Origin of the sequence: Mesorhizobium sp. LNJC405B00, from assembly GCF_000502615.1 — a bacterium.
Classification (GTDB): Bacteria; Pseudomonadota; Alphaproteobacteria; order Rhizobiales; family Rhizobiaceae; genus Mesorhizobium.
In genome coordinates this window covers 86,241-101,760 of the sequence record NZ_AYWC01000009.1, presented here as the reverse complement: position 1 = coordinate 101,760, position 15,520 = coordinate 86,241, and the positions used below count along the sequence as shown (strand labels likewise).

Annotated in this window: 14 protein-coding genes; 7 read left to right on the top strand and 7 right to left on the bottom strand. The window is 65.1% G+C overall.

Translation table 11 applies throughout. The features are described 5' to 3' along the window. Positions 1-36: 36 nt before the first annotated feature. Positions 37-1,245: an MFS transporter gene (locus X756_RS148205; protein ID WP_023730383.1), complete on the top strand. Its 1,209-nt coding sequence runs from the start codon at positions 37-39 to the stop codon at positions 1,243-1,245. Between the two features lie 30 nt (positions 1,246-1,275). Here the strand turns inward: X756_RS148205 and X756_RS148210 are convergent, their stop codons facing one another. Further along, entirely contained in the window at positions 1,276-3,570 is a 2,295-nt protein-coding gene (locus X756_RS148210; protein ID WP_023730382.1) for a cation:proton antiporter, read from the bottom strand. A 238-nt stretch (positions 3,571-3,808) separates the two neighbouring features. Between X756_RS148210 and X756_RS148215 the strand changes: the two genes are divergently transcribed. Further along, a complete protein-coding gene (locus X756_RS148215; RefSeq protein WP_023673885.1) occupies positions 3,809-4,540 on the top strand; it encodes a DUF2270 domain-containing protein in 732 nt (243 codons plus the stop codon). Between the two features lie 37 nt (positions 4,541-4,577). On the opposite strand, the gene X756_RS148220 is transcribed toward X756_RS148215, so the two are convergent. Continuing rightward, positions 4,578-4,922 carry a PQ-loop domain-containing transporter gene (locus X756_RS148220; RefSeq protein ID WP_023673886.1) on the bottom strand — a complete coding sequence of 115 codons (345 nt, stop codon included), beginning with the start codon at positions 4,920-4,922 and terminating at the stop codon, positions 4,578-4,580. Positions 4,923-5,206: 284 nt separating this feature from the next. Between X756_RS148220 and X756_RS148225 the strand changes: the two genes are divergently transcribed. Beyond that, positions 5,207-5,512, top strand: a complete 306-nt coding sequence (locus tag X756_RS148225; RefSeq protein WP_023689804.1) for a hypothetical protein — start codon at positions 5,207-5,209, stop codon at positions 5,510-5,512. Between the two features lie 52 nt (positions 5,513-5,564). Here the strand turns inward: X756_RS148225 and X756_RS148230 are convergent, their stop codons facing one another. After that, positions 5,565-6,197, bottom strand: coding sequence for a glutaminyl-peptide cyclotransferase (locus tag X756_RS148230; RefSeq protein ID WP_023730380.1), 633 nt, complete (start codon positions 6,195-6,197; stop codon positions 5,565-5,567). Between the two features lie 29 nt (positions 6,198-6,226). Then, complete coding sequence (locus X756_RS148235) at positions 6,227-7,447, bottom strand: hypothetical protein (protein ID WP_023730379.1); 1,221 nt, start codon at positions 7,445-7,447, stop codon at positions 6,227-6,229. A 388-nt stretch (positions 7,448-7,835) separates the two neighbouring features. On the opposite strand from X756_RS148235, the gene X756_RS148240 reads away from it, so the two are divergent. The 3 genes from X756_RS148240 to X756_RS148250 all read left to right on the top strand — a co-directional run bounded on the left by X756_RS148240 (position 7,836) and on the right by X756_RS148250 (position 9,999). Further along, a complete protein-coding gene (locus tag X756_RS148240; RefSeq protein ID WP_023730378.1) occupies positions 7,836-8,588 on the top strand; it encodes a thioredoxin family protein in 753 nt (250 codons plus the stop codon). An 85-nt stretch (positions 8,589-8,673) separates the two neighbouring features. Next, positions 8,674-8,946 carry a hypothetical protein gene (locus X756_RS148245; RefSeq protein ID WP_023730377.1) on the top strand — a complete coding sequence of 91 codons (273 nt, stop codon included), beginning with the start codon at positions 8,674-8,676 and terminating at the stop codon, positions 8,944-8,946. A 48-nt stretch (positions 8,947-8,994) separates the two neighbouring features. Continuing rightward, the gene (locus X756_RS148250) at positions 8,995-9,999 is read left to right on the top strand and encodes an NAD(P)-dependent alcohol dehydrogenase (RefSeq protein ID WP_023730376.1); all 1,005 of its coding nucleotides are present in this window, start codon (positions 8,995-8,997) and stop codon (positions 9,997-9,999) included. An 18-nt stretch (positions 10,000-10,017) separates the two neighbouring features. Here the strand turns inward: X756_RS148250 and X756_RS1000000166740 are convergent, their stop codons facing one another. From X756_RS1000000166740 to X756_RS148260, 3 genes are all read right to left on the bottom strand, one after another. Next, positions 10,018-11,880, bottom strand: a complete 1,863-nt coding sequence (locus X756_RS1000000166740) for an ATP-binding cassette domain-containing protein (protein ID WP_084569925.1) — start codon at positions 11,878-11,880, stop codon at positions 10,018-10,020. Between the two features lie 69 nt (positions 11,881-11,949). Then, positions 11,950-13,095 carry a sugar ABC transporter substrate-binding protein gene (locus X756_RS148255; protein WP_032923983.1) on the bottom strand — a complete coding sequence of 382 codons (1,146 nt, stop codon included), beginning with the start codon at positions 13,093-13,095 and terminating at the stop codon, positions 11,950-11,952. A gap of 158 nt (positions 13,096-13,253) precedes the next feature. Beyond that, on the bottom strand, positions 13,254-13,910 hold the full coding sequence (locus X756_RS148260; protein WP_023730374.1) for an SGNH/GDSL hydrolase family protein: 657 nt from the start codon (positions 13,908-13,910) through the stop codon (positions 13,254-13,256). Positions 13,911-14,076: 166 nt separating this feature from the next. Between X756_RS148260 and X756_RS148265 the strand changes: the two genes are divergently transcribed. Then, entirely contained in the window at positions 14,077-15,312 is a 1,236-nt protein-coding gene (locus X756_RS148265) for an ROK family protein (RefSeq protein ID WP_023730373.1), read from the top strand. Positions 15,313-15,520: the final 208 nt, after the last annotated feature.

The window sequence follows — 15,520 nt, the reverse complement described above, 5'->3', positions numbered from 1 at the left end:
GTGGCGCCGCATCGAAACCGATCTCGGGAGAAGAGCATGAACAGTTCCTACCGTTGGGTGATCGTCGCGTGCGGCGCGCTGATGACCTGTGTGGCGCTCGGCGCGATGTTTTCGCTGGCGATCTTTCTCGAGCCGATGGCGCTCGACACCAACTGGTCGCGAACCGGCATTTCCAGCGCCATGACGCTGAATTTCTTGGTGATGGGCGCAGGCGGTTTCGCCTGGGGCGCCATCTATGACCGTGTCGGCGCCCGCCCGGTGGTTTTTGCCGGCGCGGTGCTGCTCGGCCTGTCGCTGGTGGTGGCGAGCCGAGCCCAATCGCTGCTAGTCTTCCAGCTGAGCTATGGCGTCATCGTCGGGCTGGCGGCCAGCGCCTTCTTCGCGCCGATGATCGCGCTGACCACCGCCTGGTTCGAGACCCATCGCAGCCTGGCCGTGTCGCTGGTCTCGGCCGGCATGGGCGTGGCGCCGATGACCATTTCACCCTTCGCGCGCTGGCTGATCACCGCCTACGACTGGCGTACCGCCATGTTCGATATCGGCATCATGGCCTGGGTGCTGTTGCTGCCGGCCGTCTTCCTGGTGCGCCAGCCGTCGACGGCGGTCGCGGCAGCGGATGGCAGCGCGCCCGCGCCTGCCGCGGCCCCCGGCATGTCAGTCGGCCAGGCGCTGCGCTCGCCGCAATTCCTGGTGCTGGGTATGACCTTCTTCGCCTGCTGCGCAGCGCATTCGGGGCCGATCTTCCACATGGTGAGCTATGCCATGTCGTGCGGCGTGGCGCCGATGGCAGCCGTGTCGATCTACAGCGTCGAGGGCCTTGCCGGGCTTGGCGGGCGCGTGCTCTACGGCGTGCTCGGCGACAGGCTGGGCGCCAAGCCGGTGCTGATCGTGGGCCTCGCCATCCAGGCGGTGGTGATCGCCGCCTATCTCGCCGTCGGCAATCTCGAGCAGTTCTATCTCCTGGCGATCATCTTCGGCGCCACCTATGGCGGCGTCATGCCGCTCTATGCGGTTCTGGCGCGCGACTATTTCGGGCCGCGCATCATCGGCACGATACTTGGCGCCGCGACCCTGTTGTCCAGCTTCGGCATGTCGTTCGGCCCGCTCGCCGGCGGCATGATCTTCGACGCCTATGCCAGCTATTCCTGGCTGTTCATCGGCTCGGCGCTGATCGGCCTCGGTGCTGCCGGCATCGCCATCGCCTTCCCGCCGCAGCCCGGCCGAGAGAGGCTGCAGGCGGCATGAGCGAAATTTCCCCTCGAGGGGAAATACTCATCACCCTGTCCCCGTTCCCGAGCGCAGCTCTTCCCTGCCCTCGTCGTCGCGGCTGAGCCTGGCGTCCGAGATCAGCACCACCGGGCATTGGCAGCGCTGCAGCACGCCGGTGGTCGTCTCGCCGAAGAAGAGTTCCTCGCCAGGGCGCCGCGCCACGCCCATGACGATCAGCGCCGCCCCCCTGCCGGCCTGGCGGGCAATGGCATCGGCGGCGGCGGCCCGGCTGCGGATGGCCGTCTCGATCTCGACGCCATAGCGGTCGGCTAGTGCGACGGTATCCTTCAGCACCGCCTCCCTGCGGCGATGCGAGACAGTGTCGCGCGGTTCGTCGCGGCCGACGCGCGCGACATAAAGTATCTTGACCCGCGCACCCGTGACCGCTGCAATCGCCAGCGCCATTTCGGCACCCCGGCGGGCGATCGCGGTGCCGTTGACCGGAACCAGAATCTTCCCGCCTTCAGGTCCTAGCCTTGGCATCTGGCGGCCGGCGCCGGTCGCCTTCAGCACCAGGCATAGCGGGCCCTCGAAGGCGCCGGCGATCTCGTTGATGCGGCGGGCAAACCCACCTTTCGACGTGACCGCGCGGCCGAGCCCGATCAGCAGCAGCCCATAGCCTTTGCGCGCCTCCTTGGCAACCGTTTCGGCCGAAAGCTCGGCCTCGTGGCGCCGCGTGACAGGCGCCGCGCGGGCAAGCTCCTCGTCCGAACTCCTGGCGGCCTCGCGGCTGTCCTCGGCACCCTTTTCGATCGGCTCGAGCTTCGCATCCGTGCCGGGCTCGGCCTCCTCCCCCTCGCCTCGGGCATGCAGCACCGTCGTCGGCCTGCCGGCGCCCACGACTCCTGCGAGGTAAGCGGCAAAGCGGCCGACAACGCCCTCATCGGTCACCACCAGCAATCGTTCCAGATTGGCGATGAAGCCGCGTTGGTCGATCTCCTCGCGCTCCAGACGCTTCTTCTCGTTCTCGCCCATCGGCAAGCGGCCGAGTGCCCAACGCAAGGTCGGCGGCATGGCGAGCGTGGTGATGACGGCCATGGTCACGATCATGGTGAAAAGATTGTGCGACAGAACGCCGATCGACAGGCCAATAGAGGCGACGATGACTTCGGTCGAGCCGCGCGCGTTCATGCCGCAACCGACGGCGATGCCTTCCTTGCGGCTCATGCCGGCAAGCTCGGCGCCGATGAAGGCGCCGGCGAATTTGCCGAAGCTGGCGATCAGCACCAAAGCGGCCGTGAGTAGCGCAAGCTCGTGGTCGACAAGCACGGTGAGATCCGCCGAAAGGCCGGCGACGCCGAAGAAAACCGGCATGAACAGCGCCATGATGACGCCGCGCAATTGCCCTTCGATATGACGCGACAGGATCGGCGATTCCCCAACCAGTATGCCGGCGACGAAGGCGCCGAGCACGGTGTGGACGCCGATCAGATCGGTGATCAGCGCCATTGCGCCCATGATGGCGAGAATGACGGTGACGACGGCGTATTCGCTGCGGAACGTATCGTTGGTCCAGCGGATGGCGTCGAAGACGATGCGGCGGCCAATCGTGAAGGAAAACCCCATGAAGGCGGCGACGCCGACAATGGTGAAGGCAAGGCTGCCGAGCTCGATGCGCCCCTTGGTGGCGATGCCGATGGTGATGGCGATGATCACCCAGCCGATCGTGTCCTCGATCATGGCCGACGAGACGATGATCTGACCGAGATCGCGGCGCATGAAGTTCATCTCGCGCACCACCATGGCGACGATCTTGACCGAGGAGATCGACAGCGCCGTGCCGAGGAAGAGACCGGCGACAATGCGCTCGGTTCCGTCGGCCAGCAGCGAGGCCGGCATGAACTGTGCGGCGGTGAAGCCGAGCGCGAAAGGCACGGCGACGCCCGCGGCGGAGATGGAAAAGCACGCACGGCCGACCCTGCGCACCAGCCGCAGATCCGTCTCCATCCCGGTGAGCAACAGAAGCATCAACACGCCGAGCTGGGCGATGGCGCTGATCATGCTCTTTTGGGTGGCGTCGCCTGAAAAGATCACGCGTTCTGCTTCCGGCAATAGCCAGCCGAGCAGCGATGGCCCGAGCAGGATGCCGCCGATGAGCTGACCCATCACCGCCGGCTGGCCGAGACGCTCCAGCAATTCGCCGATGCCGCGGCCGACGAGAAGCAGAAGGAGGATTTCGAGAACGAAAATGCCCTCGCTGGACATGCCGGTCTTTTCGGCTGCCAACGATGCGGCCGGCATGAATGCGAAAGCTGCCGCGGCAAGCGCGACCGGCCGGCGCCGGTTGACCACGAAGGACATGCACCCCCTCATCGTGCCCGGTATAACGTTTGCGGGCGAGATCGGTTGCACGCCACGCTCCCTTGGCGCGCCGCAGGTTCCTCATTACCTGAATCGCATAACGGGCCTATCTGACTGCGGATAAACCGCCGAGACCCGGGCCGGCGACGGAACATTTTCAACCGATTGCGCGTTGCGCGGATGGGGATGACCGGCGTCGTTTCGGCCGGCCATGGCGTTGGGAGGCGCGTGGCAAGGGATGTCCCAGGTCAAGACCGTGAAAACCGACGAAGCGGCTGCAGCGCCGCGGGCCTCTGATGCGTTCGCGCTGAAGCTCACCTCATCGGAATTCGTGGCCACCATGTCGCATTTCCACCGCGCCGAAATCGCCCGCATGGCCGGCTGGCGCGACCGGCTGGACCGTACCAGCAACTGGGCGATTACTGTCGTCGCCGCCATGCTCTCAGTCTCACTCTCGACGCCCAGCGCCCATCACGGGGTGCTGCTCTTTGCCATGCTGCTGACCACGCTGCTGCTATGGATCGAGGCGCGGCGCTATCGTTTCTTCGACGTCTACCGGGCCAGGGTGCGCCAGTTCGAGCGCTATTATTTCGCGCAGATCTTCTCGCCGCAGCCCGACTACGCCTCCAACTGGCTGGCCATCGTCGGCGAAGGCCTGCGTTCGCCGCGCTTCCTGATCTCGCAACGCGCGGCGTTGGTGCGCCGGCTGCGCCGCAACTACATTTTCATGTACACGATCCTGATGCTGGCGTGGGTGCTGAAGATCACGACGCCCAGTCTGCAGCGCGAAGGGTCGCCGATAGGCTTGGGCGCGTCATTTCTCGACGCCGCGCGCGTGGCGCAGCTCGGCCCAGTTCCAGGCATCTATGTCGTGTGCATGGTCGGGCTGTTCTATGTCGGCCTACTCGCAGCCGCTTTCCTCATCTCAAGCGACGAGGGCGAGCTTTCGCATGGCACCGTGCATGTCTGAGAGCGGCCTCGAAAAGCGCAATCTGCCGCGGTGATCTTCAGCAGACATTGTCGACCATCAGAGCGGTCGCTTCCGACCGGCTTGCGGCTTCCTCAACCGGAAGCCGTGCGCGATGGCGCTTGTAGGCGGTGAGCGCGATGACCAGCACGCAGCATACGGCGTTCAGCCAGTTGATCGCCGCCAGAGCGGGATCGTTCAGATTGATGTGGGCGTAGAGTCCCGTCGTGGCGTTGGCGCCTGTCCACAACAGCCAGGTCGCGTAGGAAATCGCCGACGCCCCGTGCCTGTCCCGGGCCACCCGCACGATCTGCGGCAGGTAGGACACCACCCGCAAGCCATTGAAAATAGTGAAGAGATAAAAAGACAGATCTGCAAGTGTCATCCGAAACCCCTGTCATGGCCGGACGTCCCATAGCGTTCCTTGCAGTGGCGGCATGTGAGCCCGTTCACATGCCGGCTTCGATTTTCCTGTTGCGGCCCGGCACCCGGATTCTTTGGCCATGTGGGCGTTCGCCGTGAGCCAGCCCGACGAGGTCGACATGAACCAGATCCTGTTTCGGCCGACGGCGCGGGAGTACTAAACAGATCTCGTGCTTGGGCAAAGTTCGGGTTGACCGCTGCCAAGAGCGCGGCGACTATCCCTGCAACGTGCAGGAGGACATGAGAATGGACGAACCCGATCGCTGGCGGCACATGGCGAGCGCGCCCAAGGACGGCAGCCGCATCCTGGTCACGGTCAGGCCATCGGAACAGGGGCCGGCCGAGGTCGACCTCGCTTACTGGTCGCGCGCCGACCAGTTCGGCACGGAGGGCTGGCGCTCTTCCGATTCGTCGCCAGGACGGGTGATCGAATACCCCGAACCGGAGTTGAAATGCTGGATGCCGCTGCCGACGGCCAATCTGAGCCGGGCTTCAATGCCAAGTCCGTGGCAAGGCGAAGACGTCCCGCTGCTCGACGGCTCCGGGATATGATCTCGGCGGGATGACCGTAGGAAATACGCTGCCGGCCCAATAATTGACGGCCTTACTTCGGCCGACGCACCGATCGCACCATGCCGCCGGGGCCGCTGCCGCAAAAGAAGCGGTCGCCGCCGTCGGATTCGAGCCCGGAAACGCCCACCCCCGCCGGCATGTCGAGCCGTTCCAGCACCTTGCCAGTTTGCGGATCGACGCGCCGGACATCGCTCTGGTCGCCTTCCCAGGTGCCGTGCCAGAGCTCGCCATCGACCCAGGTCACTCCGGTGACGAAGCGGTTTGAGTCGATGGTGCGCAGGATTTTCCCGGTCTCGGGATCGATCTGGTGGATCTTGCGCTCCCGGTTCTGCCCCACCCAGAGCGTGCCCTCGGCCCAGGTCATGCCTGAATCGCGGCCGCCGCCGGGCGCCGGGATGGTGGAGAGCACCTTGCCGGTATCGGGGTCGATCTTCTGGATGCGGTCCCCGGCGAGCTGGAACAGATGCCGGCCGTCATAGGCGGTGCCGGCATGTGCCGCGACATCGATCGAGCGCAGCGTCTCGCCGCTTGCCGGATCGAAGGCGGTCAGCCGCTCGCCCGTCGCAAACCAGACATTCTGTCCGTCGAAGCTCACGCCGTGCACGGTGTCGACATCAGGAAAGGGCCCGTATTCGCGCAGGATTTCCGCTGCTGAATGTTTCATGTCCTGGTCCTTGATCATGGTCACCTTTCCTAGCCGTTCGGCAGCGGCGACGGGAGTAACAAGGTGGTCGTGAAACCAGCGACCGGTGGCGTCATCCAGCGCCGCGCCCGGCCGTGGCCGAAGGACTGCACTTTGCCGGTCTCGGCCAACTGCTCGAGCGCCCGCTGTACGCTGCGCTGTCCGGCGCCCAGCGCCAGCGCCAACGCCGAGCTGGCCCAGGATTCACCATCGGCCAGGAAGGCCAGCACCGCGGCGTGCCGCTCCTCGATCGGCCGCGCCAGCACCGCCACGGAGCCTGCTTCGCGCGGCTTTAGCGCAAAGCCCTGGCTGGTCGCGCCGATGCCCGCCAGCGGCCGCAATTCGGCGCGCAGCCGGCCGATCTCGACCCGCAGCCTGGCGCGATGCGATTCATCGGCATGCCGGCCGCCAAAGGCGCGGGCAATCAGCGTCGCCCTCGGCACATCCGCCGGCCAGGCTTCGGCAAGCGCGCGCGCCAGCGCAAACAGCACCGGCCGCGTTGCCAGCGAGATCGTTGCTTCCTGCTTGTGCACGATATAGCGGAACGTATCGACGACCAGCGCGCGTGACGCCTGCAGCGCCTCGACCTCTTCGAGCAACAGCGGATGCTCCTCGCCGCCTGCGATCAGCCGCGCCGCCGGCGTCTCCAGCGCCAGGAAGGCGCTGTCGACCTCCGCCATGAGACCCGGAATGCCGGCCCGGCGGGCGGCATGGCGCGCCCACTCAAGGGCTGCGCGCGCGGCCTTCGTCTTCAGGCGCCGCATGGCGATGCCGGCAACCGCGAGTTCATGCGCGGCGCGTGAGGCCGGCGGAAGCGGCGACGGATCGAGCCCAGCCAGCACGTCTTCAGCTTCGTCGAGGCGGCCGATCAGAAGCAGGCGGCGCACCTTGAGATGCCCGGCATGCGCCGCGTTCAGCCGGTCGCCATGCTTTTCCAATGTCGACCGCGCCGCGTCGAGCGCCTTGGATGGCCAGCCGAGATCACGCGAAACAAGCGCGATCTCGGCTTCGGCGACAACGCATCTGGCGCGCGCCACCGCCTCCTTTGGACCGAAGGCACGGCCGGCCCTACGCAACAGTACTTTGGCGCGGTCGAGATCGCCGAGCTGCGCCATGGCAATGCCGCGCAACGCCAGCGCCGGGGCATCCTCGCGCAAGGCGACGCGGTCGAGTGCCGCCAGCGGGTTGCCCGCCGCCAGCGCCAGCCCTGCCGCGGTGATCAGCGAGTCCATGCAAATCCCGTCACATTTGTAACTCCCACCGCTCCCCTTACCGGCGTAACTTAAGTCACCGCCGCCAAGCAGCAAGCAGGGGACGGCGACCTAGCCATCTGGACTGGTTGAAGACGCCCAGGCCTGCGTTGACGGCAATATTCGCATTCGCTAGCCTGAGCATCTCAGCTAGTCATGTTAAGCTTCTCAATAAGGAAAAACCGACCATGCCTGCTTCCGAGGACTTCGAACCCACCGTGCGGCCTCGCCACCCCTGCTGCGGTGGCCCGCCTGCAAATGCCGTCACATTTGTAACTCCGCCCTCGCCGCCTCGCGGCCCTAGCCTGCCTCACGATCAACAGGCAACGACAAGCCACAACGGCTCAACAACTGGCAAAGGAAGCAAGCAATGACCAAGCACGTGGCAATGAAGACCCCACCGGTCGTTTCAAGGCAAGAATGGGAAGCCGAGCGCGAAAAGATGCTGGTGAAGGAAAAGGCAACGATGCGCGCCAGGGACGCGCTGTCGGCCGAGCGCCGGCGCATGCCATGGATGGAAGTAGACAAGGCCTATGTGTTTGAAGGTCCCAACGGCAAAGTGAGCCTGCTCGATTTGTTCGAGGGCCGGCGCCAGTTGATCGTCTACCGCGCCTTCTACGAACCCGGCGTCCACGGCTGGCCCGAACATGCCTGCCGCGGCTGTTCGCTCGGCGCCGACCAGGTCGGCCATCTCGCCCATCTCAACGCCCGCAACACCACGCTTGCCTATGCCTCGCGCGCGCCGCAGGCCGACATTGCCAGCTTGAAGCAGCGGATGGGTTGGGAGATGCCCTGGTACACAATCACCGACAGTTTCGACAAGGATTTCGGCGTCGACGAATGGCACGGCCACAACGTGTTCATCCAGGACGGCAAGAAAGTGTATCGCACCTACTTCATCAACAACCGCGGCGACGAGCAGATGGGCACGGCCTGGAGCTACCTCGACGCAACGCCGCTCGGCCGCCAGGAAATCTGGGAGGATTCGCCCGAAGGCTATCCGCAGACCGAGCTCTACAGCTGGTGGAATTGGCACGACAATTACGACGCCGCACCCGACAAGACGTGGGAGGAAGTGTCGGCGGCCGGCGAAGCCGCGTTCCGCAACAAGGACGGCAAGTAAGGACCTGGAGCGGCCCCCATCCGGCTTGGTTTCCTGTCCGGCACGGGACAGGAACCCAGGCATTGATCATCAAGGGATTACGACCATGAGCGATATCGGCACAGGCACCGGCAGTGAGGTCCCTCAACGCTCCGATGCAGTTTCTCTCCGCACCGCCGAGTGGCTGTGCCTCGCCGCGGCCCCTGTTTTCGCCGTGATGGCGCTGCTTACCTGCATTCACGCTGGCGACGGCGTCATGTCGTGCCTGGGGGCCGATGCCTCCCCGCTCACCGGCATGCCGCTGATGTATCTCTTGATGAGCGCCGTCCATCTGGCGCCCTGGCTGCGCGTGATTTCCGGTCAGCCGGTCCGGCGATAGGCTGGACCGCCGCCGCCATGGTAACGCTCTTTACGTCGGAGAGAGACAATGAAGCTGGTTAGGCTGAGAGCGCCGGGCGGGTTGGACAAGCTCGACCTGGTCGAGGAGGATCAGCCCCGGCCTGGGCCGGGAGAAATGCTGGTCAGGATTCGCGCCTGCGCGCTGAACATGCGCGACGATTTCGCCGTACAAGGCAAGGTGCCGCTCGCCGACGGCCGCGTGCCGCTGTCGGATGGCGCCGGCGAGGTGATCGCGATCGGTGACGGCGTCGACACGTTCAAGCCGGGCGACAGCGTCGTCAGTGTTTTCTACCCCTGGTGGCTGGCCGGCGACATGAGATCCGATACAAGCCGCGACATTCCCGGAGACAGTTTCGACGGCTTCGCCAGCGAGTATGTGTGCATGCCGGCGCAGGCCTTCGCCAAGGCGCCGGCGGGCTATACGCATCTCGAGGCGGCAACGCTGACCTGCACGGGCGTCACCGCCTGGCGCGGCCTGGTGACATGCGGCAAGGTAAAGCCCGGCGACACGGTGCTGATCCTTGGCACCGGCAGCGTGTCATTGTTTGCGCTTCAATTTGCCAAGGCCGCCGGCGCAAGGGTCATCGCCACGTCGTCCGATGAAGAGAAGCTGGAGAAGCTCAGACGACTCGGGGCCGACAGCGTCATCAACTACAAGGCGGTGCCGGAGTGGGGCGGCAGGGCCAAGGAACTGACGGACGGACGCGGCGTCGATCATGTGATCGAGGTCGGCGGACCGGCGACGCTGGCGCAGTCGATAACGGCCTGCCGGACAGGCGGGCATATCGCACTCATCGGCGTCCTGACCGGCTTTGCAGCAGAAGTTTCAATCCCGGCGCTGTTTTCAAACCAGATCCGCATCAGCGGAATTTCCATCGGCAGCAAAGCCGACCAGCAGGAAATGATCCGTGCGATAGAGGTCAACCGCCTGAAGCCCGTCATCGACAGCAGCTTTCCACTGCAGGATATCGCCGCCGCCTTCAGGCACTACGAAGCGCAAAGGCATTTCGGCAAGGTCTGCCTCGAGCTTTAGATCCTGCGATCGGCATTCCTACCCAGCGGCCGGCGCCAGCGTCCCGCTTGCCATCAGGCCCCAGAGCTGATCGGCGGTCAGCTGTCTGGCCGAGCCGTCGTAAGCCACCCTGCCGAGGCTGAGCACGACGATCCTGTCGGCCAGCGCCCTGACCGTCGACAGGTCGTGCGTGACCAGGATGACGCCGGTGCCGCTGGCGGCGATCGAACGGATCAGCTTGACGACCTGCGCGGTCTGCTTGACGCCGAGCGCGGCGGTGGGCTCGTCGAGGCAGATCAGCTTGACGTGATCGGCAAGCGCGCGGGCAATGGCGATGGACTGCCGCTGGCCGCCCGACAGCGAGCGCACCAGAACGTTTTCGTCGCGAAGCGTGACGCCCAGCGCGGCAAGCCGGGCACGACACTGCTCGGCGGCCTTTCGGTCGTCGCGAACCGGGAAGACACCGAGCCAACGCCGCGTTTCCTCACGCCCGAGGATCATGTTGTGGGCGACGCTGAGGTTTGGGCAGAGCGCCAAATCCTGGTAGACCGTCTCCAGGCCGGCGCCGCGTGCATCCTGCGGGCTCCTGAAGGAAATCGGCTGGCCCTCGAGGGTCATCGCGCCGGCATCGGGCTGGATGGCGCCCGAAATAATCTTCACCAGCGTCGACTTGCCGGCGCCATTGTCGCCGAGCAGACAGACGATCTCGCCTTTGCCGACCGTGAAACTCGCCTCTTCCAATGCCGTCAGCGCGCCGTAGGATTTGCGGGCGCCGGCAATCGAGAATGCCGGACGATGCGGGGCTTCTCCATTGCCCGCCGTCACGGCAGGGCCGGCCGAGGCGACGGCACCATTGTCCGCCACCGTGAAGTTGGTCGCGGCCGCCCGAGCGCGCCGGCCGCGAAAACCGATCGCAGCCTGGTCGGCCACCAACGCCAGCAACAGCATGCTTCCCACCGAAATGGATTGCCACCATGATTGCAGGCCGACGAAGATCAGTCCTGCATTGAGGATGCCGATGGTGGCAACGCCGATGGCGATGCCGAGCGGCCGTCCGGAGCCGCCGGAAAACGCAACGCCGCCGAGGATCGCGGCGGTGAGCACGTCGAGCTCGAAGCGAACGCCGATGGTCGGCGTGATGCTGCCGAGACGACCGGCGATCAGAACCGAGACCAGGCCGATCAGCAAGCCATTGGCGGCGTAGAGGCCAACCACCGTGCGCCCCACCGGAATGCCGCAGAGTTCGGCTGCGCGCGGGTCGCCGCCTATGGCGTAGAGCCTCAAGCCGGTGACCGTGCTGGTCAAAACAAAGGCTCCGATCACAAAGACCAGCGCGGCGATGATCACGGTGTACTGGATGCCGAAGATCTTGCCCCGCCCCAATTCGAGCAGAGCCTCGGGAAAACCATAGACCGCGGTGCTGGAGACGACGAAGGCAAGGCCGCCATAGAGCGCCAGCATCGCCAGCGTGACGATCAACGGCGAGATGCTCAGCCTGCGCACCAGCAGACCGTTGAGCAGACCGAGCAAGAGGCCGAGACCCAGGCCGACGCAGATCGCCAGCAGCGCGCTCTGCGTCGCCACTGCAACCTTGGCGGTGATTATGCCGATCAAGGCGACCATGCTGCCGATGGAGAGGTCGACATAGCCGGCGATCAGCAGCGCGGAGGTGCCGAGCACGGCGATCAGGATCGAGGTCGAGTTGACGCCAATGACGACGAAATTGTCGAGGCTGAAGAACGATTTGTTCAACAGCGAGAAGGCGACGATCAAGCCCAGCGCGACCAGCGCCAGCCCGATGCGGCCAGACGCTTCGCCCGGTGCCTTGACGCCCGGCAGCAAGGATGAAAACCGGCCCGTTTGCAGCGGTGTCGTCCCCGTTCGAAGGCTGTCTGTGCTCATGCTTGCCTCTGCTGAAGCGGGCGGTTTCAGGTCAGGCTGAACCCGCCCGTATCGCGGGAAAAACGGGCGCTACTTTGCCTCGGACGACCAGGGGAAATTCACATACTGGTCGCGCGTATCGTAGCAGATGTTGCCGTACATCCTGAGATAGATGTCGCGGCGCTTCGGGTCCTTGTAGACCGCGGCCGGATCGGCCACGTCGGCCTCGTACTGGGCCATGTAGTCGCTGGTCAGCGCCACTGGCAGGATATCCATCGCCTGCGGGATGCTCTTGCCCTCCAGCCAGTCGGCCGCGTGCTGGCCCATGGCATAAGCGAAGACCGGCGACGCCAGGCTGATGCTTGCCTTGTAGGGACCGCCGCCTTTCTTGATCGCGGCGACGGCCTCCGGTTCGCCGTCGATGCCGCCAAGGAACTGGTCCGGCCGCGCCTTGCCCGCCGCTTCCAGGGCAGCCAGCGCGCCGAGCACGACCGTGTCGGCGCCGAGCACGACATCGACGTCGGGATGGGCCTGGAGAATGGTGCTCATCGTGGCAAAGCCGCCTTCCTTGTTGACGGGATTGGGTGAGATGTCGGCGACGATGGTGACGCCTGGCATAGCCTTGAAGATGTCGCGCATGGCGGCGAAGCGCGGCGCCAGGAATTCCATGCTGTCATGCGACAGGATGACGACATTGGCCTTGCCACCGAGCTTGTCCTTTATGTAGGCCGCGGCCGCTTCGGCCAGCACCTTGCCGGTCTCATATTGCGGCGCGTTGAGCAGCGAGGTGGCCGGCGGCGGCACGATGGTGCCGACATAGGCGCCCGACCAGATAAGCTCCTGCAGGCTGCGGCTCATGGAGGCCGGGTCCACGGGCGCCGCCACCAGACCGCCGATCTTGGAGGCGAGAAACAATTGCACCTGCTCGACCCCCTTGGCGGCGTCATTGTTGGCAAGCGCGCGGCGATATTCCAGCCCGCGATCCTTGGCGGCGGCGGCCAGGCCGCGGTCGACGCCCTGCATGAATTCACGCTCGTTGTCCTGCGCGAAGGCCAGCACCTTGTTCAGGCCGGGCGGTGGGCTGCAGGCCGGCGCCTTCGGATCGAACGGCGCAAATACCGCCGGCTTGGTGAGCCCGGCCGGGCCGTCCTGCGCGCTTGCCAGAATGGTACCGCCCGCGAGCACACCGGCAACGCCGAGCAGCGTCGCCAGCATCATGTTCCTGTCAGATCGCATTTTACTTCCTCCCTGTCGTTGATTGTTGCCGCGCATCGCAAGCCTCGCGGTCGCTACTCTTCCCAGTCTCCCCAGATACCCACCTTCCCGCTCGCAAGTCAAAACTTTTTCCAGTGGAATTAATTAATCAGAGATAGTCGGGTGACTCGCCCACGCGATCACGCCTTGCCGATCAGCGACTGGACGACTTTGGCCAATTCCGTGCCGAGCACGCGATGCGCGTCGCTGTCGAGGTGAATGCCGTCTACCGCGCTCGACTCGACGACATCGCCGGCGTTGAAGAACGCGGCGCCGGCGCGCCGGGCGGCATCACGGAACAAGCCGGCAAAGTGCATCGACTTTGCGGCACCGCCCAGGAACATCTGACCGAACCAGTCGACCTCCAGCATCGACGGCGGCGCCACAATCAGGACCGCGGGCGCCACGCCTGCGGGGCCAGCTTCGCTGCGCAGGACAATTCTGGCCAAAATCTCAACGGAATCAGCGACGTCGTTCGGCGTTACCGAGAACCTATGCTTGAGATCGTTGGTGCCGAGCATGAGGATGACGAGGTCGAGCGGCATATGCGTTTCCAGGCACACCGGGAGCGATTTGAGCCCGTTCTTGTGGAGACCTTCGATCGGATCGTCGTGCACGGTGGTGCGCCCGCCCTGCCCTTCTTCGATCACATCCCATCCGCTGCCGAGCTGGCGGCGCATGATGCCCGGCCAGCGCCGGTCGGGCGTGAAGCGGCGCCGTCCGACGCGGGCCAGGGTGGGAATGGCGCCATAGGTATTGGAATCGCCAAAGCACATGATTGTCCGGGTCTGCGTCACGGCATTGCTCCTCCAGGCTTGCATTCTTTGAACGACAGCAGGCCGGCCGGCGTCAACTACATTTTTCCATCGGGTGGATTTAAGTGTTGCCTTGCCGTGCCCGCATTGCTACGTCAGCGCTTTGATCGGCTCGCCTTGCGGCCAACCTCCTTGCGCAGGGGAAAGCGTGACCGGCACCAGCTTCTTCAGTCTCGAAAAGATCGCCGAGGGCCGCAGCGGCGGAACCACGCAGGCCGAGAGCCGCATCTACAACGAACGCCTGATCGTCTCGCTGATCCGCCGGCACGGCCAGCTGGCCAAGACCGATTTGACGCGGCTGACGGGGCTGGCCGCGCAAACCATCACCACCATCGTCAACCGCGCCGCCGACAACAAGCTGCTGCTGCGCCTGGAGCCTTTGCGCGGACGGCTGGGGCAACCCTCGGTTCCCTATGCGTTGAACCCGAAAGCCGCGTACGCCTTCGGCCTCAAGGTCGACCATCGCAGCGCCGATGTCGCCCTGGTCAATTTCGTCGGCGACGTGATGGCGTTCGAACGCACGCTGTTCGACTATCCGACGCCCGTCGAGGTGATGAAATTCGCCAAGGGCGCCATCGCGCGCATGTGCCGCAAGCACAGATCGATAGAGCAAGACCGCATCGCCGGTCTTGGCATCGCCTCGCCATTCCATCAGTGGAACCTGAGCGAAGAGGGCGCGGTGCCGGCGAGCAGGCTGGATGCCTGGAGGGAAATCGACATTCGCGCCGAACTGGACCGGGCGTTCGACTGGCCGGTGTTCCTCTACAACGACGCCACGGTGTCGGCCGCGGCCGAACTGATGTTTGGCGCCGGCGGATCGCGCGCCGACTTTCTCTATGCCTATGTCGGGCACTTCATCGGCGGCGGCCTGGTGCTCGATCATCACTTGTTCCCCGGCCGCAACAAGCTGGCCGGGGCGCTGGGCGACATGCCGGTGCCCGCGCCGGGGCGCAAGGGCGACCGGATGACCCCGCTGCTGCGCGTCGCTTCGCTGCATTCGCTGGCCGGCAAGCTCAACGACCAGGATAATCGGGACGAGAGCGCCGGCCGCATCTGGTCGTCGCCCGACGACTGGGGCGACCTTGGAGAGCCGCTCACCGCGTGGATCGATGAGGTTTCGGACGGGCTTGCCTATGCCGCCCGCAGTGCCGTTGCCTTGCTCGACATCGACAATGTGGTGATCGACGGCGCCATACCGAATGGCGTGCGCAAGGAGATCGCCAAGGCCATGCGCAGAAAGCTGGCACGGATCCTTGTCGATCGCCCCGAGCCGTTCTCCGTCATCGAGGGGACGTTTGGCCATCTCGGCCCCGTTATCGGCGGCGCCAGCATTCCGTTGCTGGTAAAATATTCGAACGACAAGGAATTGCTCTTCAAGGAATAGGCGCGCAGCCGCCGGCACCAGGCATTTCGAACTGTGAGACTTGTCACATACCTGCTCGTGAAGCGCGTGCTACTTGCACCCTGCGGTCGGTCAACGCCGAAAGAAATCGCCTGCCATGGTCTGGCGGTGACGGGCCTTTCACTTTATGCTGTGGCAGGTTGCATACTCTCAACGGACCTTGATGCCGCAAGCGGTGTTCTCGTCGGCG

Excerpts from the sequence above, each read along its gene's own strand:
- X756_RS148245 (WP_023730377.1), top strand. The coding sequence starts at position 8,674 with ATGAGCGATATCGGCACAGGCACCGGCAGTGAGGTCCCTCAACGCTCC.
- X756_RS148205 (WP_023730383.1), top strand. The coding sequence starts at position 37 with ATGAACAGTTCCTACCGTTGGGTGATCGTCGCGTGCGGCGCGCTGATG.
- X756_RS148240 (WP_023730378.1), top strand. The coding sequence starts at position 7,836 with ATGACCAAGCACGTGGCAATGAAGACCCCACCGGTCGTTTCAAGGCAA.
- X756_RS148220 (WP_023673886.1), bottom strand. The coding sequence starts at position 4,922 with ATGACACTTGCAGATCTGTCTTTTTATCTCTTCACTATTTTCAATGGC.
- X756_RS148225 (WP_023689804.1), top strand. The coding sequence starts at position 5,207 with ATGGACGAACCCGATCGCTGGCGGCACATGGCGAGCGCGCCCAAGGAC.
- X756_RS1000000166740 (WP_084569925.1), bottom strand. The coding sequence starts at position 11,880 with ATGAGCACAGACAGCCTTCGAACGGGGACGACACCGCTGCAAACGGGC.
- X756_RS148215 (WP_023673885.1), top strand. The coding sequence starts at position 3,809 with ATGTCCCAGGTCAAGACCGTGAAAACCGACGAAGCGGCTGCAGCGCCG.
- X756_RS148210 (WP_023730382.1), bottom strand. The coding sequence starts at position 3,570 with ATGTCCTTCGTGGTCAACCGGCGCCGGCCGGTCGCGCTTGCCGCGGCA.
- X756_RS148255 (WP_032923983.1), bottom strand. The coding sequence starts at position 13,095 with ATGCGATCTGACAGGAACATGATGCTGGCGACGCTGCTCGGCGTTGCC.
- X756_RS148230 (WP_023730380.1), bottom strand. The coding sequence starts at position 6,197 with ATGAAACATTCAGCAGCGGAAATCCTGCGCGAATACGGGCCCTTTCCT.
- X756_RS148235 (WP_023730379.1), bottom strand. The coding sequence starts at position 7,447 with ATGGACTCGCTGATCACCGCGGCAGGGCTGGCGCTGGCGGCGGGCAAC.
- X756_RS148250 (WP_023730376.1), top strand. The coding sequence starts at position 8,995 with ATGAAGCTGGTTAGGCTGAGAGCGCCGGGCGGGTTGGACAAGCTCGAC.